The 19,824-nt window shown below is 69.6% G+C and carries 18 protein-coding genes and 1 pseudogene; 7 read left to right on the top strand and 12 right to left on the bottom strand.

The features are described from left to right. Positions 1-153: 153 nt before the first annotated feature. Complete coding sequence (locus tag ADE01S_RS09480) at positions 154-1,128, top strand: Bug family tripartite tricarboxylate transporter substrate binding protein (protein WP_082775745.1); 975 nt, start codon at positions 154-156, stop codon at positions 1,126-1,128. A gap of 42 nt (positions 1,129-1,170) precedes the next feature. Here ADE01S_RS09480 and ADE01S_RS09485 read toward each other — a convergent pair whose 3' ends face one another. From ADE01S_RS09485 to ADE01S_RS09515, 8 genes and pseudogenes are all read right to left on the bottom strand, one after another. After that, positions 1,171-1,599, bottom strand: coding sequence for a PaaI family thioesterase (locus tag ADE01S_RS09485; RefSeq protein WP_062681434.1), 429 nt, complete (start codon positions 1,597-1,599; stop codon positions 1,171-1,173). A gap of 92 nt (positions 1,600-1,691) precedes the next feature. Then, positions 1,692-3,794 (bottom strand): 3-hydroxyacyl-CoA dehydrogenase NAD-binding domain-containing protein, encoded by a 2,103-nt coding sequence (locus ADE01S_RS09490; protein WP_062681435.1) that lies wholly within the window; start codon positions 3,792-3,794, stop codon positions 1,692-1,694. 25 nt (positions 3,795-3,819) lie between these two features. Beyond that, positions 3,820-4,962, bottom strand: coding sequence for an acyl-CoA dehydrogenase family protein (locus tag ADE01S_RS32070; RefSeq protein ID WP_242663391.1), 1,143 nt, complete (start codon positions 4,960-4,962; stop codon positions 3,820-3,822). Further along, positions 4,939-6,126 (bottom strand): annotated as a pseudogene (locus ADE01S_RS32075) (acyl-CoA dehydrogenase family protein); the annotation flags it as partial. The pseudogene ADE01S_RS32075 and the gene ADE01S_RS32070, both read right to left, overlap by 24 nt. Next, positions 6,116-6,778: a 3-oxoacid CoA-transferase subunit B gene (locus tag ADE01S_RS09500; RefSeq protein ID WP_062681436.1), complete on the bottom strand. Its 663-nt coding sequence runs from the start codon at positions 6,776-6,778 to the stop codon at positions 6,116-6,118. The gene ADE01S_RS09500 and the pseudogene ADE01S_RS32075, both read right to left, overlap by 11 nt. Further along, positions 6,775-7,464 (bottom strand): 3-oxoacid CoA-transferase subunit A, encoded by a 690-nt coding sequence (locus ADE01S_RS09505; protein WP_042794550.1) that lies wholly within the window; start codon positions 7,462-7,464, stop codon positions 6,775-6,777. Before ADE01S_RS09505 ends, ADE01S_RS09500 begins: the two co-directional genes overlap by 4 nt. 8 nt (positions 7,465-7,472) lie before the next feature. After that, positions 7,473-8,633, bottom strand: coding sequence for a thiolase family protein (locus ADE01S_RS09510; protein ID WP_062681437.1), 1,161 nt, complete (start codon positions 8,631-8,633; stop codon positions 7,473-7,475). Continuing rightward, complete coding sequence (locus tag ADE01S_RS09515) at positions 8,630-9,022, bottom strand: Zn-ribbon domain-containing OB-fold protein (RefSeq protein WP_062681438.1); 393 nt, start codon at positions 9,020-9,022, stop codon at positions 8,630-8,632. Before ADE01S_RS09515 ends, ADE01S_RS09510 begins: the two co-directional genes overlap by 4 nt. Before the next feature lie 209 nt (positions 9,023-9,231). On the opposite strand from ADE01S_RS09515, the gene ADE01S_RS09520 reads away from it, so the two are divergent. Beyond that, positions 9,232-10,104: an NAD(P)-dependent oxidoreductase gene (locus tag ADE01S_RS09520; RefSeq protein WP_062681439.1), complete on the top strand. Its 873-nt coding sequence runs from the start codon at positions 9,232-9,234 to the stop codon at positions 10,102-10,104. A gap of 12 nt (positions 10,105-10,116) precedes the next feature. Here ADE01S_RS09520 and ADE01S_RS09525 read toward each other — a convergent pair whose 3' ends face one another. Further along, a complete protein-coding gene (locus ADE01S_RS09525; protein ID WP_062681440.1) occupies positions 10,117-11,385 on the bottom strand; it encodes an MFS transporter in 1,269 nt (422 codons plus the stop codon). Between the two features lie 361 nt (positions 11,386-11,746). Here ADE01S_RS09525 and ADE01S_RS09530 point away from each other — a divergent pair, with 361 nt between their 5' ends. Beyond that, positions 11,747-12,643, top strand: a complete 897-nt coding sequence (locus ADE01S_RS09530) for a DMT family transporter (RefSeq protein ID WP_062681441.1) — start codon at positions 11,747-11,749, stop codon at positions 12,641-12,643. A gap of 74 nt (positions 12,644-12,717) precedes the next feature. Here the strand turns inward: ADE01S_RS09530 and ADE01S_RS09535 are convergent, their stop codons facing one another. Together ADE01S_RS09535 and ADE01S_RS09540 are read right to left on the bottom strand one after the other, a co-directional pair. Then, positions 12,718-13,209 carry a cupin domain-containing protein gene (locus ADE01S_RS09535; protein WP_062681442.1) on the bottom strand — a complete coding sequence of 164 codons (492 nt, stop codon included), beginning with the start codon at positions 13,207-13,209 and terminating at the stop codon, positions 12,718-12,720. A 46-nt stretch (positions 13,210-13,255) separates the two neighbouring features. Then, the gene (locus tag ADE01S_RS09540; RefSeq protein ID WP_062681443.1) at positions 13,256-13,912 is read right to left on the bottom strand and encodes a GntR family transcriptional regulator; all 657 of its coding nucleotides are present in this window, start codon (positions 13,910-13,912) and stop codon (positions 13,256-13,258) included. A gap of 193 nt (positions 13,913-14,105) precedes the next feature. On the opposite strand from ADE01S_RS09540, the gene ADE01S_RS09545 reads away from it, so the two are divergent. The 4 genes from ADE01S_RS09545 to ADE01S_RS09560 all read left to right on the top strand — a co-directional run bounded on the left by ADE01S_RS09545 (position 14,106) and on the right by ADE01S_RS09560 (position 18,270). Beyond that, on the top strand, positions 14,106-15,080 hold the full coding sequence (locus ADE01S_RS09545; protein WP_062681444.1) for a Bug family tripartite tricarboxylate transporter substrate binding protein: 975 nt from the start codon (positions 14,106-14,108) through the stop codon (positions 15,078-15,080). Positions 15,081-15,104: 24 nt separating this feature from the next. Further along, a complete protein-coding gene (gene ggt / locus ADE01S_RS09550; protein ID WP_062681445.1) occupies positions 15,105-16,700 on the top strand; it encodes a gamma-glutamyltransferase in 1,596 nt (531 codons plus the stop codon). A gap of 99 nt (positions 16,701-16,799) precedes the next feature. Then, positions 16,800-17,534, top strand: a complete 735-nt coding sequence (locus ADE01S_RS09555) for a 2OG-Fe(II) oxygenase (RefSeq protein WP_062681446.1) — start codon at positions 16,800-16,802, stop codon at positions 17,532-17,534. Continuing rightward, complete coding sequence (locus ADE01S_RS09560; protein ID WP_242663390.1) at positions 17,521-18,270, top strand: 2OG-Fe(II) oxygenase; 750 nt, start codon at positions 17,521-17,523, stop codon at positions 18,268-18,270. Before ADE01S_RS09555 ends, ADE01S_RS09560 begins: the two co-directional genes overlap by 14 nt. Before the next feature lie 21 nt (positions 18,271-18,291). Here the strand turns inward: ADE01S_RS09560 and ADE01S_RS09565 are convergent, their stop codons facing one another. Next, a complete protein-coding gene (locus ADE01S_RS09565; protein ID WP_062681447.1) occupies positions 18,292-19,797 on the bottom strand; it encodes a tripartite tricarboxylate transporter permease in 1,506 nt (501 codons plus the stop codon). Positions 19,798-19,824: the final 27 nt, after the last annotated feature.

Consider the following 19,824-nt stretch of genomic DNA (forward strand, 5'->3'; position numbering starts at 1 on the left):
CGCGCCTTCAGTGCCGCCGCGGCGCTTTAGACAGGCACGAACGTTGGGTTCGAATATTTCGGATGGAGTAATGCGCCAGGCGCCGCCATACTGGCCTCGCGGAGGCGCACTGGCAGTCGCGCCTTCCTCACGATAAGACTCCTGGAGACAACCATGATCCGCAATATCCTGCGACGCGGCGCGTTGGGCGCGCTGCTCGTGAGCAGCCTGGGCGCGGGCGCCGCCCGCGCCGAGTACCCCGACCATCCCGTCACCGTCGTCGTGGCCTTCGCCCCCGGCGGCATGACCGACATCGTCGCGCGCCTGCTGACGGCCGAGCTGGGCAAGCGCTTCAACCAGACCTTCGTGGTCGAGAACAAGCCCGGCGCCGCCGGACAGGTCGGCACCGAACTGGTGGCCCGCCAGAAGAACGACGGCTATACGCTGCTGATCAACGCCACCGGCCACGTCATCGGCCCGGCGGTCAACGACAAGGTCCGCTACGACCCGGTCAAGGACTTCGAACCCATCGCCATTCTCGCGCGCGCCCCGAACCTGGTGGTGGTCAACGCGGCGCTGCCCGTCAAGACCATTCCGGAGTTCCTGAGCTGGGGCAAGGCGCAGCCCGGCGTGCCCTACGGTTCGGCGGGCTTCGGCGGCTCCACCCATCTGGGCGGCGAGTGGCTGAAGAAGATCACCGGCGTGCCGATGGAGCACATTCCGTACAAGGGCGCGTCGCCCGCCACCAACGCGGTCGTGTCGGGAGAATTGAAGGTCGCCGTGCAGGACGCAATGAGCGTGGCGCCCTTCATCAAGTCGGGCCAGCTGCGTCCCATCGGGGTCGCCAGCGCCGAGCGCAGCAAGCTGTTCCCCGACCTGCCCACCTTCGCCGAGTCCGGCGCGACGGGCCTGGACGTCTACACCTGGCTGGGCTTTTACGCGCCCGCGGGCACGGACCCGGCCATCGTGGCCAAGCTGAACCAGGCCACCAGCGAGATCATGAACTCGCCCGAGATGGTGCAGCGGCTGGCCGGGCAGAACAGCGAGCCGCTGGGCCCCATGACGCCCAAGCAGGTCTCGGCCTTCGTGGCGGACGAGACGGCCAAATGGCGCAACGTGGTCCAGACCACCGGCGTCAAGGTCGAGTAGCCGCAGGCGGCGCACCGGCCGCTCGGCCGGCCCGCGCCCGCTTCAGCCGTCCGAGGCCGGCGTGGGCGCCGCCCGCACGGCGAACACCGCGTTGGCCTTGAGCATGACGCGGCCTTCCACTTGCAGCAGGCAGGTCGCATAGATCAGGCGCTTGCCCTGTTTGTCGATCCGGACGTGCGCCTCCAGCCAGTCGCCCGGCTTGACCGGGTTCAGGTATTCCACCGACATCTGCACCGTAACGACCGACACCTGCGCCTGATGCGCGATGGTGTGTCCCAGCGCGCTGTCGGCCAGCGTGGCCAGCAGCCCGCCATGGGCGATCGAGTGCATATTGGTATGCGCCACGCCCACGCGCAGGGCCAACACGCTGTCCGCGTCGCGCTTGTACAGCGCGCCCAGGTCGGCGAGGTGCGCCATGAAGGGACTGCTCGGATGCCAGGGGGTAAATCCGGAAGGGATGGTGTCTGTCATGGCTGAAGAGTGGGTCCAGGGCATTACAGTATCGCAAAGAAGGCCGCGGCCGGCATGACGCCGGGCGCGGCCCTGGCCACGGCGCGGACGCGTCAGAACGCCGTCGCCCCCTGCTCCACCAGGCGTTCGATCAGCGGCGCGGGCGCCCAGTGCTCGCCATGTTCGCGCCGCAAGGCGCGCAGTTTCTCCAGCGTCGCCGCCAGGCCCAGCGTGCGGGCGTAGAACATGGGGCCGCCGCGCGCGCCCGGAAAGCCGTAGCCATGGACATAGACCACGTCTACGTCGGAAGCGCGCTGCGCGATGCCTTCTTCGATGATGCGCGCGCCTTCGTTGACCAGCGCCAGCATGCAGCGCTCGACGATTTCCTCGTCGGACACCGCGCGGCGGACGATGCCCGCCTCGCGCGCGCACGTTTCGATGATGCCGTCGACCACCGGATCCGGCAGCGGCTCGCGGCTGCCCGGCTCGTAGCGGTAATAGCCCGCCCCCGTCTTCTGGCCGAATCGGCCCAGTTCGCAGATGCGGTCGGCGACCTTGGAATAGCGCAGGTGCGCGGGCCGCGTGGGAGCCAGGCGCTTGCGCGTGGCCCAGTTGATGTCCATGCCCGCCAGGTCGGCCATGGCCAGGGGCCCCATGGCCATGCCGAAGCGCGTGAGCGCGCCGTCGATCTGCCGCGGGCTGGCGCCCTCTTCGAGCAGGAAGCCCGCTTCGCGCCAATAGCCCGTCAGCATGCGGTTGCCAACGAAGCCTTCGCACACGCCCACCAGCACGGGGATCTTGCCGATTTTCTGCGCCACGGCCATGCAGGTGGCGATCACGTCGGCGCCGGTGCGCGCGCCGCGCACCACTTCCAGCAGCTTCATGACGTTGGCGGGGCTGAAGAAATGCAGCCCGATCACGGCCTCGGGGCGCTTGGTGCACGCCGCGATCTCGTCGATGTTCAGGCGCGACGTATTGGTGGCCAGGATCGCGCCGGGCTTGCAGATCGCGTCCAGCTGACGGAACACGTCCTGCTTGACGCCCATGTCCTCGAATACGGCTTCGATCACCAGGTCGGCCTGCGCCAGATCCGCGAGGTCCAGGCTGGGCGAGATACGCGCCATCCGCGCTTGCACGCCGGCGGCGTCGAGCTTGCCCTTGGCGGCGGTAATGTCGTAGTTCTTGCGGATCAGCGCCATGCCCCGGTCCAGCGCCGCCCGATCTCGCTCGCACAGCGTGACGTCCAGGCCGGCGTTGGCGAACGCCATGGCGATGCCGCCGCCCATGGTGCCGGCGCCCAGGATGCCCACGCGCCCGATCGCGCCCGCGCGGCCTTCGCCCTTGACGCGCGGCGCCTCTTTCTCGGCGAAGAACAGGTGGCGCAGCGCCTTGGAGGCGTCGCCCTCGACCAGCGCGTCGAACAGCCGGCGCTCTTCGTCCAGCCCGGCCTCGATGGGCAGGCGCGTGGCGGCCTCGACGCAATCGATCGCGGCGCGCTGCGCGAGCGCGTTGCGGGCCTTGGGATTGAGCCGGGCGCGGGCGCCCGGGAAATCCGCGCCTTGCGCGCTCAGGGCGCGGCGCGAGGCGATGGGATGCGAGGCCTGCGCCGCGCGTTCGAGGGCGTAGGGCAGCGCGGCGGCCAGCAGATCGCCTTCGGCGACGGCGTCCACCAGCCCCGCGGCCAGGGCGGCGCTGGCCTCCAGCGGCTTGCCGGTCTGGATCATGTCGAGGGCCGGCATCACGCCGATCAGCCGCGGCAGGCGCTGCGTGCCGCCTCCGCCCGGCACCAGGCCGAGGTTTACCTCGGGCAACCCCAGCCGGGCGCCTGTCTGCGCGACGCGGTAGTGGCACCCCAGCGCCAGCTCCAGCCCGCCGCCCAGCGCGAAGCCGTGGATGGCGGCCAGCACCGGCTTGGCGGAGGCTTCGATGGCCGCGATCACGTCGCGCAGCATGGGCCTGGCGGTCGCGGCCGGGGTATTGAACTGGCGGATGTCGGCGCCGCCGCAAAAGGCTTTCCCGGCGCCGATGATAACGATGGCGTCCACCGCGGGATCGGATTGCGCAACGGCCAGCCCCTCGTGGATGCCCCGGCGCACCGTGTCGCCCAGCCCGTTGACGGGCGGGTTGTCCAGGAAGATCACCGCGGCGCGCCCGTGCAGGGCGTAGCGGACGGTGGCGGAGAGATCGCGGGACGGCGAAGTGGGAGTCAAGCTCATGATGTGCCCTTTTCGGCGGCGCGGCTCAGGCCGTCGCCAGCCGCTGATAACGGTTGAGATGGTAACGGGCGTCGCCCAGCGTGTGTTCGATGGCCAGCAGGCGCTTGACGTAATGGCCTACCGGCAGCTCGTCGGTCATGCCCATGCCGCCGTGCAATTGGATGCTTTGCTGGCCGATGTAGCGGGCCGCCTGCGCGCAACCGGCCTTGGCCGCCGACGCGAGGCGCGCGCGCCGGCGCGCATCGGAGGCATCCGCGGCGGCGGCCAGCCAGGTCAGCGAGCGCGCCTGCTCCAGGGCCAGCAGCATGTCCACCAGGCGGTGCTGCACCGCCTGGAAGCGGCCCAGCGGCTGGCCGAACTGGCGGCGGGCCGACACGTGATCGCGGGTGGCCTCCAGCAGCGCCTGCATGGCGCCCAGCGCCTCCGCGCAGAGGGCGACGCGCGCCGCGTCCGCCGCCTGCTCCAGGGCCTCGCCGGCCAGTCCCAGCCGGGCGGCGGCATCGACCTGGCAATCCGTGAGCACGATATCGGCGTAGGGGCGGCCGTCCAGCCCCGGCGCGCCCTCGCGCCGCAGGCCGGCGTTGCCGGCCTCGACCAGGAACACCGCCATTCCCTCGGCGTCTCGCGCCGTGACCAGCAGCTGCCGCGCGCCGGCGCCGTAGGGCACGCGCCGCTTGACGCCATTCAACCTCCAACCGCCGCCTTGCGGTTCGGCCGTCGCCGCCATCGCGCCCGGCGCGTCCAGCGGCCAGTCCGAATCCGGCTCGGCATGGGCCAGCACAGGCGCCGTCCCTTGCGCGATCCCGGCGAGCAGCGCGCGGGTCCGTTCGCCCTGGGGCAGGCGCGCCAGCAACTGGCCGCAAAGCACCGCGCTGGCGTCGTAGGGTTCGATCACCAGGTGCCGGCCGAAGCGCTCCATCACCACGCATAGCTCGGCGAGTCCGCCGTCCATGCCGCCCGCCGACGCCGGCAGGCCCAGGCCCGACAGGCCCATGTCCGCGAAGGCGCGCCAGTGCGGCGAAGCTTCGGGATCCGCATCGCCGGCGAGCATCTCGCGGGCGGCGGGCGCCGGATACTCTCCTTGCAGATACCGTCCGACGGCATCGTCCAGGGCGCGCTGGTCCTCGCTGTAATCGTCCGCCGCGCCCAGGGCGAGCTTGGCGATGATGTTCTTCTGGACTTCGTCCGTTCCGCCATAGATCGAGATCTTGCGCAGGTTGAGATAGAAGCCGGGCATGGCTTCCAGTTCTTCCTCGGGCGTCGGGTCGCCCTGAGCGTAACCGCGTTCGAGTGCGTCGGAACGGTAGGCAAGCGCATGCGTGCCGGCGGTGTCGACCAGGGCCTCGCTGATGCGCTGGGCCAGCGTCGAGCCCAGGTACTTGAGGATCGAGGCTTCCGCGCCATGGCCGGCGCCGCGCTGGTCCCGCGCGATCAGCCGCAAGTTGGCCTGCTCCAGCGCCAGCGTGTCGATTTCCAACTGAGCCAGCCGCTGCGCGAAGACAGGATCCTCGGCCAGCGGGCGGCCGTCAACCTTCCGCTGGGCCGCCAGCCTTTGCAGGTGGCCCAGCTCGCGCTTGGCGCGCCCCACCCGGGCCGCGCCGAAGCGTTCGTGCGACAGCAGGTACTTCGCGTAGGTCCAGCCGCGGTCCGCTTCGCCCACCAGGTGCGAGACCGGCACCCTCACCTCGTCCAGGAAGACCTCGTTGATTTCCTCGCCGCCGTCCAGGGTCCGGATGGGCCGCAGCGACACGCCCGGGCTGCGCATGTCGATGAGCAGGAAGGAAATGCCCTCTTGCGCCTTGGCGTCGGGATCGGTGCGCGCCAGGCAGAACATCATGTCGGCGTACTGGGCATAGGTGGTCCAGGTTTTCTGGCCGTTCACCACGAAGACGTCGCCTTCCCGGCGCGCGCGCGTGGTCAGGGACGCCAGGTCCGAGCCGGCGCCCGGCTCGGAGTAGCCCTGGCACCACCAGTCCTGCCCGCTCAGGATGCGCGGCAGGAAATGGCTCTTCTGCCAGGCGGAGCCATAGGCCATGATGACGGGCGCCACCATGCGCAGCCCGAAGGGCACGGTTTCGGGCGCGCCCGCCAGGGCGCACTCTTCGTCGAACACGTTGCGCTGCAGGATGCTCCAGTCGGCGCCGCCATGTTCGGCCGGCCAGTTCGGCGCGACCCAGCCGCGCTCGTGCAGGATGCGGTGCCAGCGCTGGAAGTCCTGCTTGTCCAGGCGCTGGTGGTCCAGCACCTTGCGCCGCAGGTCGGCGGGCAGATGGGTCCGCAGGAAGCCGCGGACTTCCGCGCGGAATTCCTCAAGCCGGGCGTCATTCGACATCGCAAAGCTCCTGCGCGAAACGCAGCGGCGCGTCGGTGGCGGCCTGCAGGGCTTCGCGCGTCAGGCCCGGGGCCATGTCGCGCACCAGGAAGCCCTGCGGCGTCACGTCCAGCGTGGCGAAGTCGGTGTAGACGCGGTCCACGCAGGCCGCGCCCGTCAACGGCAGGTCGCACTGGCGGCGCAGCCGGGGCCGGCCGTCCCGCGTCAGGTGTTCCATCAGCACGTGCACGCGCTTGGCGCCGACGGCCAGATCCATGGCTCCGCCCACGGCGGCGGCCACCCCGGGCTGCCCGAGCGACCAGTTGGCCAGGTCGCCGGTTTCCGAGACCTGGTAGGCGCCCAGGATGCAATAGTCCAGGTGGCCGCCGCGCATCATGGCGAAGGAGTCGGCATGGTTGAAAAAGCTGCCGCCTTCAGAAAGCGCCACGTTCTGCTTGGCCGCGTTGGTCAGGTCCGGGTCCACGGGATCGGCCTCCGTGCGCGCCCGCATGCCGAGGATGCCGTTCTCGCTGTGCACGGTGACGCCGTGCTCCGGCGTCCAGTAATCCAGCGCCATGACCGGCAGGCCGATGCCCAGGTTCACGTAGGAGCCGGGCGGGATGTCGGCCGCGGCGCGGCGGGCGATGTCCTCGCGGGAATATCGTTGGATCATTGCAGGGCTCCGGTCAGTTGGGCGTCGGGGATGCGCAGCACGCGCTGCACGAAGATCCCGGGGGTGACGACGTGCTCCGGGTCCAGGCCGCCGACCTCCGCCAGCGCATGGACCTGGACCACGGCGGTGGCCGCGGCCATGCACATGAGCGGGCCGAAATTGCGCCCCGCCTTGCGGTACACCAGGTTGCCCAGGGGATCGGCGCAATAGGCTTTCACCAGCGCGTAGTCGGCGTGCAGCGGTTCCTCGAACACGTGGCCCACGCCCTTGATGAGGCGCGTCTCCTTGCCTTCGGCCAGCAGCGTGCCGTAGCCGGTGGGCGTGAAGAAGCCGCCCAGGCCCGAGCCCGCGGCGCGCAGCCGCTCGGCCAGCGTGCCCTGCGGCACGCATTCGTATTCGATGCGCCCCTCGGCGTAGGCCGACTCGAAAGCCTGGGACTCCGCGCCGCGCGGATACGAGGCGATCAGCTTGCGCACGCGGCCCAGCCGGATCAGGCGCGCCAGGCCGCTGTCGCGGGCCCCGCTGTTGTTGCACACCACGGTCAGGCCGCTCGCGCCCTGCTCCACCAGCGCGTCGAGCAATTCGACGGGCTGGCCGGACAGGCCGAAGCCGCTGACCAGCACGGTGGCGCCGTCTGGAATGTCGGCCACGGCCTGCGCGGCGGAATCGAGTGTCTTGTTCATCATGGCGTGGGTCACAGGGAGTGGGAGAGAATCGCGGTGGCCTGGCTGGAGAGCACGCCGCCGTTGCCGTGCACCAGCGCGACGTCGGCCTTGGGCACCTGGCGCTCGCCCGCCTCGCGGCGCAGCTGCGCCACGGCCTCGATCACCAGGAAAATGCTGTACATGCCGGGATGGGTGAACGACAGCCCGCCGCCGTTGGTGTTCATGGGCAGGTCCCCGCCCGGCTCGATGCGGCCGCCGCCGATGAACGCGCCGCCCTCGCCCTTGGCGCAGAAGCCCAGGTCTTCCAGGAACAGGATGGGGTTGATCGTGAACGCGTCGTAGAGCTCCACCAGGTCGACGTCGGCGGGCGTCAGGCCGGCCTCGGCGAAGGCGGCCCGGCCTGAATCCACCGCCGGCGTGACGGTAACGTCCGGCATGCAGGATATCTGGCGATGCCAGTGCGCATGGCCGGTGCCCAGCACGTAGATGGGGCGCGGATGAAGGTCGCGGGCGCGGTCGGCGCGCGTCACCACGAAGGCGCCCGCGCCGTCGGTCACCAGGCAGCAGTCGCGCACGGTGAGCGGATCCGAGATCATCTTGGCGCCCAGCACCTCGTCGATGGTGAGCGGCTCGCGCAGGAAGGCATCCGGATTCAGTTGCGCCCATTTGCGCGCCGCGACGGCGACTTCGGCCAGTTGCCGCCGCGTGGTGCCGTACTGATGCATGTGGCGGGCGGCGGCCAGGGCATAGCTGGATACCGGATTGAAGGGCTTGTACGGATGCTCGTAAGGCTGCGGGTCCAGCGCCGCGCGCATCTGGTTGATCTGCGTGCTGCTGGGCGCGCTGCGCGGATTGGCGCCGTAGCAGACCAGCACGTGCTCGCACTGGCCGGCCTCGATCGCCATCGCCGCGATCTTCAGGTCGGCGATGAAGGACGAGCCGCCGAACATGGTGCTGTCGGAGAAGCGCGGGCGGATTCCCAGGTATTCCGCCATCCGCATCACCCACCAGGGCGAGGTCAGGCTGGAGGTGATGATGCCGTCGATGTTCCGCATCTTCAGGCCGCTGGCGGCCACGGCGCGGCGGGAGGCCTGCGCGATGATTTCCTGCTCGGTACGGCCCTGGCAATCGCCCAGCCCGGCCATGCCCGTGCCCAGGACGGCGATCGCGCCGCGATAGCTCCGGCTCATGCCCGTTCCTCCGTCTGCGCCACGAACACCAGCAGGGGCGCGCCGTCCACGGCGTCGATCCTGGCGCGCACGCGCTGGCCGATGCGCACCGCGTCCACCGGCATGTCCACCACGCGGCTCATCAGGCGCGGGCCTTCTTCCAGGTCCACCAGGCACACGGTGTAGTCCCCGCCCTTGGCGCGCACGACGGTCGTGGAATAGACCTCGCCGCGGCCGCTGGGCTCGACCCAGCGCAGCGCGTCGGAGCCGCAATGCGGGCAGACCACCCTGGGATAGAAATGATGCCTGGCGCAGTCCTGGCATTGCGGAATGGCGAAGCGGCCCTGCGCGAGCTGCTCGAAATAATGGCGCTCGGCGCTGGACGCCGGCTCGTTTGCGGTTTGCGGCATGGTGCTGTGCGCCGCCCCGAGGGCGGCTGTCTCCGTTGTATTTCGGTCCGCGCCTGGCAAGGCCTGCGGCTGTGGAACGATTTTAGGAATGCCCTTCGCCCCTTACCATCCGAAAGATTCGAAGGCTACTTTCGGCATATTCGAAGCGCCGCAAGTCGGAGTAAGATTTACGCGATAACAAACACCCTACATGGCAGGAGCAGTGGAAGATGGCGAAAGTCGGCATGGTTGGAATCGGCCTCATGGGCCATGGCATCGCAAGCAATCTGGTCAAGCACGGTCATACGCTGACGGTGCTGGACCATCCCGGCAACCAGCCGCTGGATGCGCTGAAGGCCGCCGGCGCGACCAGCGTGGCCGACGGCGCCACGCTGGCGGCCCAGTCGGACGTGATCATCCTGTGCGTCACCGGCAGCCCGCAGGTCGAGGCCGTGCTGCTGTCGGCGGGCGGCGTGCTGGAAGGCATCCGGCCCGGCACGGTCATCATCGACTGCTCCACCGCCATCCCCTCCTCCACCGAGAAAGTGGCGCAGGCCGTGGTGCAGGCGGGCGGCCGCTTCCTGGACGCGCCCATGACGCGCACGCCCAAGGAGGCCGCCGAGGGCCGGCTCAATCTGCTGGTGGGCGGCGACGCCGCGCTATTTGAAGAATGCAAGCCGCTGCTGGCCTGCTTCGCCGAGAACATCACGCATGCGGGCCCGGTGGGCGCCGGCCACCGCATGAAGCTGCTGCACAACTACGTGTCGCTGGGCGTGGTCGCCCTGCTGTCGGAAGCGGCCGCCTGCGCGCTGCGCTCGGATATCGATCCGGCCGTGTTCGCCGACGTGCTGGCCAAGGGCGGCGGCGGCGGCGTGGCCCTGGAGCGCATCAAGCCCTATCTGCTGGAACAGGACCCCTCTTCGCTGCGGTTCTTCATGTCGAACGCCCAGAAGGACCTGTCCTACTACAACACCATGGCCGCCGAGACGGGCGCCGTGCGTGAAATCGGCGCGGCCGTGCAGCACACCTTCGACCAGGCGGTCACGCAGGGCGGCGGCGACCGCTACGTGCCCGAACTGGTGTCGCTGCTGAAAGACCGCTAGGGCCTGGCCGGCTCAGCGGCTGCCGGCGGCAGCCGCCTGCCCGCTCAAGAGGCCGCGCGCGGGCAGGCGCAGGGAAATCAGCGCCGCCGCCAACAGCAGCGCGCCGGCCGAACCGAACGCCACCCAATGCGTGCCGAAGGTCTCGTAGGCCCAGCCGCCCAGCCATGAACTGATCATGCCGCCCACCTGGTGTCCCAGGTAGGCCAGGCCGTACAGCACCCCCACCAGGCGGATCCCGTACACGTCGGCCAGGATCGCCGACGACAAGGCGACGCTGCCGGCCCACACGATGCCGCCGATGGTGGCCGCGGCGTACAGTTCCCAATGCGCGCCCACCATCACCAGCGCGAAGAACCCCAGGCCGCGCACCAGGTAGATGGCGGCCAGGATGTTGCGGCGCTCGACCTGGTCCGACATGCGGCCCAGCACCAGCGTGCTGAAGATCGCCACCAGGCCGATCAGCCCGATGCCCAGCGAACTCGTGGTGGCGTCGAAGCCGTGGTCCATCAGCATGGGCACGCCGTGCGTGCCCAGCAGGTTCATGCTGAAGCCACAGGCGAACAGGCCCAGGGCCACCTGCCAGAACGGCAGCGTGCGCAGCGCGCCGCGCACGTTGGGGGTCGGCTTCCTGGCCGCGGGCTTGGCGGCCCCGGCATTCTTCACGATCTGGTGAGGCAGCAGGTCGGTATGCTCGGGCGCCTCGTCGCGCATGAGGAAGAGCGCCACCGGCACGGTCAGCAGCGCGAACAGCACCGCGAATCCGAGCAGCGTTTCCTTCCAGCCGACGGCGGAGATCGCGAACGTGAGCGTGGGCGTCATCAGCGCGATGCCGGCCATCGATCCGGTGGACAGGAAGAACAGCGCCATGCCGCGCTGGCGCGTGAACCAGCGGCTGATCACCGGCGTCAGCGCCACCGGGCTGGTGAAAGCCAGGCCGATGGACAGGGCCACGCCGAAGGACAGCAGGAATTCGATGGGCCCGCTCGCGAACACGGTCCAGATGGACGAGGCCACGACGATGGCCGCCCCGCTCAGCAGCACGAAGCGCGTGCCGTGCGTGCTGACCAGATAGCCCGCCAGAGGCATGCCCAGGCCATAGCAGAGCATGCCGATGGCGACGATGCCGGACAGCGTGCTGCGGGTGAAGCCCAGGCTTTCCGCCATGGGCAGGAAGAACGGCCCGATGCCCATGCGCAGGCCGACGGTCAACAGGGTGAGTGCCGTAGCGGCGCCAACGATATTCCAGCCGAAATACCAGCCGCCCGACTCTTGCTTGTCCACGTATGCTTCTCCTCGATATCTTTTTATGCCCGCCGGCGCGCCCGGATCCGCGGACGCCGCCGGCGGCGCGCAAAGGCGGCGCGGCCGGCAGGCCGGGAAAGAATGAGGCGCGAAACGGCGGGTTCTCCGGCGGCCTGGGGCTGCCGGACGTGTCATATTACTCCCGGCTATATGCAGGCCAGGCGCCCCGGCGCAAAACCTGTTCGGTGAGCGGTCACCGCCGCCGGCCGGGCCGAGGTTCCGGCCCGGGTTCGGACCCACATTCGGACCGGCGCGCGCCGCGCCAGCCCCCCGAAGGCGGTGCAGTATATTGCCCACCATTTCGTAGCATTCGACGCAAGCCGTGACACCCAAGACATCGATGTTCGCCCTGTCCCGCCAGGAAATCGCCCTGGTGCTGGTCACCATGCTGTGGGGAAGCACCTTCCTCATCATCCAGATCGCCATGCAGCACAGCGGACCGCTGTTTTTCGTCGGCGTGCGCTTCACGATCGCGGGCGGGATGGCGCTGCTGCTGTTCCGCAAGCACATGGCGGGGATCACCCGCCGCGAGATCGGCGCCGGCATCGCCATCGGCAGCGCCCTCTTCCTCGGCTACTTCCTGCAGACCTACGGCCTGCAGACGATCTCCAGCAGCCAATCGGCCTTCATCACCGCGCTGTACGTGCCCATCGTGCCGCTGCTGCAATGGGCCGTGCTGAAGAAGCCGCCCGGCGTGATGAGCTGGGTCGGCGTGGCGCTGGCCTTCTCGGGGCTGGTCCTTCTGGCCGGACCGCAGGCTGGCGCCCTGAACTTCAGCGCGGGCGAAGCGGCCACGCTGGCCGGGGCCGCGGCCATCGCCGCCGAGATAATCCTGATCGGCCTGTTCGCCAAATCGGTGGACAGCCGCCGCGTGACCGCGGTGCAGCTGCTGACGGCAGGGCTGGTTTCATTCGCGCTCATGCCGGTGCTGGGCGAATCGGTGCCCGCCTTCTCGTGGCTGTGGGCCGGCGCGGCGATCGGCCTGGGGCTGGCCAGCGCCGTGATCCAGCTGACCATGAACTGGGCGCAGAAATCCGTGTCGCCCACGCGGGCCACCGTCATCTACGCGGGCGAACCCGTGTGGGGCGGCATCGTGGGCCGGCTGGCCGGCGACCGCCTGCCCGCGCTGGCGCTGCTGGGCGCGGGGCTGATCGTGGCCGGTGTGCTCGCCAGCGAGGCCAAGTTGCCCCGCCGCAAACGGCAGGCCGCCAGGCCGGACGCGCAGGGCGCGGACTGACGCCCGGTCACGCGGACCCGCCCGGACTGTCGCCGGCCAGCTGATGAGGGCCGACCCGCGCGAACCAGCGGCGGCTAGCGCGCCAGCCGCGCGATCAGCTCGGCCTGCGCGGGATACAGGCGGCGCAGTTCGCCGGCGTCGGCCAGCTCGAACTCGCTGAATTCGAACCCCGGCGCCACCGTGCAGCCCGCCAACGCGTAGCCGCCCGGTTCGGCGAGCTCGGCGGCGAACCAGCTGCCCCCCGGCACGACGCCCTGGAATTCGGCGCCCTCGTCGGCCAGCGCGTTGCCCAGGCGCAAGCGCCGGTAGCCGCCGTCGGGCGCCAGCACGTGGACGTGCAGCGGCGCGCCGGCGTGAAAATGCCAGAGCTCGTCGGCGCGGATGCGGTGCCAGGCGGACCAGGCGCCGTCGCACAGCAGGTAATAGATGGCGGTGCTGGCCGCCAGCCGCTTGCCGTCGGCCCGCGTCACGGCGCCGGCGGCGCGGTAGGTTTCGCGGTAGTAGCCGCCCTCGGGATGCGGCTGCAACGCCAGGCGGCGGATCAGGGTGTCGGCGGATTCGGTCATGGCGGGGCTCGTCGCTACGGATGCCCCAGTCTAAAGCAAGGCCGCCCTAGGCCGCCTGCTCCAGGAACGCCTGCAAGGCCGGCACCGTGTTCAGCACGTGCTGCCGCATCGCCGCTTCACAGCGCGCCGGATCGCGAGTGCGCAGGGCATCGATCAGCTCCTGGTGCGACTCGCGCACCCGCAGGACGCGGCCTGGCTGGGCCGCCCACAGGCGCATATAGGGTTCGACGACGGAATGCAGCTCGGAGAGCTGGCGCAGCAGGCGCGGCTGCTGGCAGAAGCTGCACAGGTATTCGTGGAATTCGCGGTGGGCGGTGGTCCAGTCCAGGTCCTCGCCCGGGCCCTGCTCCAGCAGCTCAAGCGAATTCGACAGCCGGCGGATGTGCTCGGCATTCATATTCAGCACTGCATTGCGCATGGCCAGGCCTTCCAGCACGGAGCGCATTTCGAACACTTCCAGCATTTCCTGCTGGTTCAGGCCGCGCACCACCGCGCCGCGATTGGCGCGGATCTCGACCAGGCCCTCGGAGGCCAACCGGCGCAGCGCGCCGCGCACGGGCATGCGGCTGGTGCCGATCTCGGCGGCCACCACCTCGGGCACCAGCCGCTGGCCCGGCGCGTAGCGCCCAAGCCGGATCTCCCGCTGCAGGTGCAGGTACGCCTCGTCTTCGGCGCTGATCGCTGTCTTCTGGAATTGCAGCATCGTTTTCCCAAGGCCGGGGCCTATTGATACTCAAGGCCGCCTGATGCGGGCCCCGCAAAGCCGCCATGATAGATAAACGCAAAAATAACACAAATTGGATCCAATGATCCATGGATGCAAACACCAATGGATGGCGGACGAGCCATTGCGTCTAATCCCCCCACGCCTTCATAAACGCGATCAAGGGGAATCCATGAAGTTTCGTCTCATCCGGGCGCTGGCAGGCGCCGCGGCCCTGGCCTGCGCCGCCCAGGCCGGCGCCCAGGCCACCGACTGGCCGCAGCATCCCGTGCGCATCGTCGTGCCCTTCCAGGCAGGTTCCGCCACCGACCTGATCTCGCGCCAGTTGGGCGCGGCGCTGTCGACGGAGCTGGGGCAGCCTTTCGTCGTCGAGGCTCGTCCCGGTGCGGCGGCCGCCATCGGCAGCGCCTCGGTGGCGCGTTCCGCGCCGGACGGCTACACGCTGCTGATGGGCGGCCCCGCCGCCATCGTGACCAACCGCTATCTGCAAAAACGCCTGGCCTACGACCCCGACGCCTTCGAGCTCGTGTCGATGGTGGCCTATACGCCCAACATCCTGCTGGCCAATCCCTCGCAGCCCTTCAAGACCCTGCCGGAAATGGTCGCCTACGCGCGCGCCAATCCCGGCAAGCTGACCTACGCCTCCTTCGGCACGGGCACCACCTCGCACATGGCCGGCGAAATGCTCAAGTCCGTGGCAGGCATCGACATCCTGCACGTGCCCTACAAGGGCGCGGGCGAAGCCATACCCGCGCTGCTCAGCGGCCAGGTCTCGATGTACTTCGACACCATCATGACGGGCTTGCCGCAGGCCAAGAGCGGCGCGCTGCTGGCACTCGGCATGTCCAATTCCAAGCGCTCGGCGCTGGCGCCGGACATCCCCACGATCGCCGAACAGGGCTATGCCGGCTACGACATCGCGCCCTGGTACGGCCTGGTGGCGCCCGAAGGCACGCCCGCCCCGGTGCTCGACAAGCTGAACCGCGCGGTCAACAAAGTGCTTGCCGATCCGGCGCTGCGCAGTAAGCTGGCGGAAACCGGCGCCGAGCCTCGCGGCGGCACCCGCGAAGAATTCGCCGCCTTCATCAAGGCCGAGATCCCGCGCACCAAGCAGCTGATCGACCAGGCCGGCATCACCCCGCAGTAATTTCCAAGACGAGCTCCAGCACCCATGTCCTCACCCTTCGATTGGTCCTTTCCCTACGCCTCCCGAAAAATGCCGGTCCTGGCCGCCAACGCGGTCGCGACCAGCCAACCCCTGGCGGCGCAGGCCGGCCTGCGCATGCTGCTGGCCGGCGGCAATGCGGTCGACAGCGCCATCGCCACGGCAATCGCGCTGACGGTGCTGGAACCCGTCATGAACGGCATCGGCGGCGATATGTTCGCGCTGGTCTGGCACGGCGGCCAGCTGCACGGCCTGAACTCCAGCGGCTGCTCGCCCGCGGCCTGGACGCCGGAGTACTTCAACGGCCGCGACGCCATGCCCGGCACCGGCTGGGGCACCGTCACCGTGCCGGGCCAGGTGGCGGGCTGGAAAGCACTGTCCGAGCGCTTCGGCAAGCTGCCTTTCGCCCAGCTGTTCGAGCCCGCCATCGCCTACGCCGAAGAGGGCTTCGCGGTATCGCCCACCATCGCCCGCCAATGGGCGACGCAGGCGCCCAGGCTGGCGCAGGAACCAGGCTTTGCCGCGGCTTTCCTGCCGCAGGGACGGGCCCCGCAAGCCGGCGAATGGTGGCGTTTCCCGGCCCAGGCCAAGACCCTGCGCGACATCGCGGAAAGCGGCGGCGAGAGCTTCTACCGCGGCGAACTGGCCCGCAAGATCGCCGACTTCGCCAGCCAGACCGGCGGCGCGCTCAGCGCCGCCGACCTGGCGGAGCACCGCCCCGAATGGGTCGCCCCCATTTCCCAGTCGTTCCGCGGCTACGAGCTGCACGAAATCCCGCCCAGCGGCCAGGGCATTTCGGCGCTGATGGCGCTGGGCATGCTGGAACAGTTCGACCTGGAAGGCATGGGCCGCGACAGCGCCGACTACTACCACGTCAGCATCGAGGCGATGAAGCTGGCCTTCGCGGACCTGCATCACCACGTCGCCGATCCGCGCCACATGCGCACCGACGCCCGCGCCCTGCTCGACCGCTCCTACCTGGCCGAGCGCGCGCGCCTGATCTCCATGGACCGCGCCAGCGTGCCGGTGGCGGGCACGCCGGCCACCGGCGGCACGGTGTACCTGACGGCGGCCGACGCCGACGGCACCATGGTGTCCTTCATCCAGTCCAACTACCACGGCTTCGGTTCCGGCGTCGTGGTGCCGGACACGGGCATCAGCCTGCACAACCGCGGCCTGAACTTCGTGCTCACGCCCGGCCACGCCAATCAGGTGGCGCCGCGCAAGAAGCCGATGCACACCATCATCCCCGCCTTCGTCACGCGCGGCGGCCAGCCGCTGATGTCGTTCGGCGTGATGGGCGGATCGATGCAGGCCCAAGGGCATCTGCAAATGGTCACCCGCCTGGCCGCGTTCGGCCAGAACCCGCAGGCCATGAGCGACGCGCCGCGCTTCCGCGTGGAGAAGGGCCCCGTGGTCAACGTCGAAGCGCACCTGCCCGCGGACGTGGTCGAGGCGCTGCGCGCCCGCGGCCACAACGTGGCGGTGGCGCCCGCCGACAGCCTGGAATTCGGCTCGGCGCAACTGATCTGCCGCCTGCCCCAGGGCGGCTACGTGGCCGCGTCGGATTCCCGGCGCGACGGCCAGGCCGTCGGCTTCTAAGGCCGGGCCGGGCCGGGCCGGCCATGGCAAGATCCGGAGTCCCAGGCGAGGCCGCGCGATCTACACTGACCGGGTACGTTCAACCTCCGGCGATAGATCATGGAAAGCAGCACGCCCCCGGGCGCCCACGCCGTGCCCGGCGCGGTCTCACGGCAGGATTGGGAAGCCATCGGCCTGTCCCTCGACCGCTACGGCAACGCGGTGCTGCCTGCCCTGCTCGACCCGGCCCAATGCCAGGCGCTGACCGCGCTGTACCCGCGAGAGGACTGCTACCGCTCTCGCGTCGTCATGGGCCGCCATGGGTTCGGCCGGGGCGAGTACAAGTATTTTTCCTACCCGCTTCCGCCGCTCGTCGACGCCCTGCGCCATGCGCTCTATCCCCGCCTCGCGCCGATCGCCAACCGCTGGAACCGCCTGCTGGGCATAAACCAGCACTACCCCGAAACGCTGGAGGCGTTCCTCGCGCGCTGCCACCATGCCGGCCAGCGCCGGCCCACGCCGCTGATCCTCGAATACCGCGAAGGCGACTACAACTGCCTGCACCAGGATCTCTACGGCGAACTCGTCTTCCCCTTGCAGACGGCCATCCTCCTGTCCGAGCCCGGCAAGGACTTCAGCGGCGGCGAATTCGTCATGACGGAAACCTCCTCCGACGAGCAGGTGGCGCAGGTGCTGCCCCTGCGGCGGGGAGACGCGCTGGTGTTCACCGTGAACCAACGCCCCATCGCCGGCAAGCGCGGCGGCTTGCGCCGGGCCGCCATGCGGCACGGCGTCAGCCGGTTGCTGGGCGGGCAGCGACATACGCTGGGCGTGATCTTCCATGACGCGCGCTGAAACCATGCAGGCCGAACTCCCGCTCGCCCCCCACCCCGTCCGCGCAGGCCGGATCGCCGTGGACGGCGACGCGCCCGCCATCGCTCTGCTGGACTGGGACGACATCGCCGCGCAGCTCGACGCGGAAGGCTATGCCTTGCTGCCCGGCTGGCTGGCGCCGCAACAGGCGCGCTCGCTGGGCCGGCTGGCCGCCGACGCGGCGCCGGCGGGCGCGGGCGATCTCTACCGCCTTCCGGCCGCGCTGCCCGAGCCGCTGGCGGCATGGCGCGAGGCCCTCTACCGCCATCTCGTCCCCATCGCCAACCGCTGGAGCGAGCGGCTGGGCGCCGCCAGCCGCTACCCGGACGAACTGGCGGATTTCATCCACCGCTGCCATCAGGCGCGCCAGACGCGCCCGCTGTCGCGGTTCAGCCTGCTGCGCGAGGACGGCTACGTCGCGCTGCACCAGCAGCACGATGGCGAGCACGTATTCCCGCTGCAATGCGTGGCGCTGCTGTCCGAACCCGGCCGGGATTTCACCGGCGGCGAGTTCGTCATGACGGAGCAGCGCCCCCGCATGCAGTCGCGGCCCATGGTGCTGCCCCTGCGGCTGGGCGACGCCGCCCTCATCGCCACGGCGCACCGTCCCGCGCGCGGCGCCGGCGGCGATTACCGAGTCAACCTGAAACACGCCATCAGCCGCGTGCGCGGCGGCACGCGCATCGGGCTGGAACTGTCCTTCCACGACGCCCCCTGAAGGCCGGCTGCGCGCGGCGGCTCAGTCCTCTTCGACGAAGGCCTCTTCGCGCTTCTTGCGGATGTTGGGCAGCGCCACCAGGATGACGAGCACCGCCGCCGCGCCCAGCAGCGTCGCGGACAGCGGCCGTTCCAGGAAGGTCATGAAGTCTCCGCGCGACAGCAGCAGCGCCCGGCGGAAGTTCTCCTCCATCATCGGACCGAGCACCAGGCCGAGCAGCAGCGGCGCGCCCTCGCAGCGCAGCTTGCTCCACAGGTAGCCCACCACACCGAAGAACGCCGTCATGTAGAGGTCGAAGGTGTTGTAGTTCAGCGAATACACGCCTATGGTGCAGAACACCAGGATCGCCGGAAACAGGATGCGGTAGGGCACCTTCAGCAGCTTGACCCAGAGCCCCACGAGCGGCAGGTTGAGGATCACGAGCATCAGGTTGCCGATCCACATCGACGCGATCAGCCCCCAGAACAGGTCGGGGTGGCTGGTCATGACCTGCGGACCCGGCTGGATGTTGTGGATGGTCATCGCGCCGACCATCAGCGCCATGACGGCGTTGCCCGGAATACCCAGCGTCAGCAGTGGAATGAACGATGCCTGGGCGCCCGCGTTGTTGGCGGATTCCGGGCCTGCCAGCCCGGCAGGATGGCCCTTGCCGAAGCGCTCCGGCTCGCGCGATATCTTCTTTTCCAGCGTGTAGGACGCAAAGGCCGACAGCACCGAGCCGCCGCCGGGCAGGATGCCCAGCATCGACCCGACCGCGGTGCCGCGGACGATGGCGGGCGCCGCCTCGCGCATCTCTCGCCGGTTCGGATACAGCGACCCCACCTTGTCCGTGATCTCGACGCGCTTGTCCTTCAGCTCCAGGTTGCTCATGATCTCGGCAAAGCCGAAGACGCCCATGGCGACGATGGCGAAGTTGATGCCGTCCTGCAGTTCCGGAATGCCGAAGTCGTAGCGGGCCACGCCCGAATTGACGTCCGTGCCGACCAGCCCCAGCAGCAGCCCGAGCAGGATCATGCAGATCGCCTTGACCAGCGAGCCCGACGCCAGCACCACCGCCCCGACCAGGCCCAGCGTCATCAGCGAAAAGTACTCCGCCGGGCCGAACTTGAACGCCACTTCCGCCAGCGGCGGCGCGAACGCGGCGATGAGCATGGTGGCGACGGTGCCCGCGAAGAAAGAGCCAATGGCGGCCAACGACAAGGCGGCCCCGCCGCGTCCGTTGCGCGCCATCTGATGGCCGTCCAGCACGGTCACCACGGCGGAGGTTTCCCCGGGCAGGTTCACCAGGATGGCGGTGGTCGAGCCGCCATACTGGGTGCCGTAGTAGATGCCCGCCAGCATGATCAGCCCCGCGACGGGCGGCAGCACGTAGGTGATGGGCAGCAGCATCGCGATGGTCGGCACCGGCCCGAGACCCGGCAGCACGCCCACCAGCGTGCCCAGCACGCATCCCAGCAGCGCATACAGCAGGTTTTCCGGCGTAAACGCCACCGAGAACCCCAGCATGAGGTTGTCTAACAGTTCCATCCCCGCTCCTTGTTATGTCCGAGCCAT

The organism is Achromobacter denitrificans NBRC 15125 (assembly GCF_001571365.1).
In the GTDB taxonomy this organism is placed as follows: Bacteria; Pseudomonadota; Gammaproteobacteria; order Burkholderiales; family Burkholderiaceae_B; genus Achromobacter; species Achromobacter denitrificans.

Excerpts from the sequence above, each read along its gene's own strand:
- ADE01S_RS09480 (WP_082775745.1), top strand. The coding sequence starts at position 154 with ATGATCCGCAATATCCTGCGACGCGGCGCGTTGGGCGCGCTGCTCGTG.
- ADE01S_RS09485 (WP_062681434.1), bottom strand. The coding sequence starts at position 1,599 with ATGACAGACACCATCCCTTCCGGATTTACCCCCTGGCATCCGAGCAGT.
- ADE01S_RS09490 (WP_062681435.1), bottom strand. The coding sequence starts at position 3,794 with ATGAGCTTGACTCCCACTTCGCCGTCCCGCGATCTCTCCGCCACCGTC.
- ADE01S_RS09500 (WP_062681436.1), bottom strand. The coding sequence starts at position 6,778 with ATGATCCAACGATATTCCCGCGAGGACATCGCCCGCCGCGCCGCGGCC.
- ADE01S_RS09505 (WP_042794550.1), bottom strand. The coding sequence starts at position 7,464 with ATGATGAACAAGACACTCGATTCCGCCGCGCAGGCCGTGGCCGACATT.
- ADE01S_RS09510 (WP_062681437.1), bottom strand. The coding sequence starts at position 8,633 with ATGAGCCGGAGCTATCGCGGCGCGATCGCCGTCCTGGGCACGGGCATG.
- ADE01S_RS09515 (WP_062681438.1), bottom strand. The coding sequence starts at position 9,022 with ATGCCGCAAACCGCAAACGAGCCGGCGTCCAGCGCCGAGCGCCATTAT.
- ADE01S_RS09520 (WP_062681439.1), top strand. The coding sequence starts at position 9,232 with ATGGCGAAAGTCGGCATGGTTGGAATCGGCCTCATGGGCCATGGCATC.
- ADE01S_RS09530 (WP_062681441.1), top strand. The coding sequence starts at position 11,747 with ATGTTCGCCCTGTCCCGCCAGGAAATCGCCCTGGTGCTGGTCACCATG.
- ADE01S_RS09535 (WP_062681442.1), bottom strand. The coding sequence starts at position 13,209 with ATGACCGAATCCGCCGACACCCTGATCCGCCGCCTGGCGTTGCAGCCG.
- ADE01S_RS09540 (WP_062681443.1), bottom strand. The coding sequence starts at position 13,912 with ATGCTGCAATTCCAGAAGACAGCGATCAGCGCCGAAGACGAGGCGTAC.
- ADE01S_RS09545 (WP_062681444.1), top strand. The coding sequence starts at position 14,106 with ATGAAGTTTCGTCTCATCCGGGCGCTGGCAGGCGCCGCGGCCCTGGCC.
- ggt (WP_062681445.1), top strand. The coding sequence starts at position 15,105 with ATGTCCTCACCCTTCGATTGGTCCTTTCCCTACGCCTCCCGAAAAATG.
- ADE01S_RS09555 (WP_062681446.1), top strand. The coding sequence starts at position 16,800 with ATGGAAAGCAGCACGCCCCCGGGCGCCCACGCCGTGCCCGGCGCGGTC.
- ADE01S_RS09560 (WP_242663390.1), top strand. The coding sequence starts at position 17,521 with ATGACGCGCGCTGAAACCATGCAGGCCGAACTCCCGCTCGCCCCCCAC.
- ADE01S_RS09565 (WP_062681447.1), bottom strand. The coding sequence starts at position 19,797 with ATGGAACTGTTAGACAACCTCATGCTGGGGTTCTCGGTGGCGTTTACG.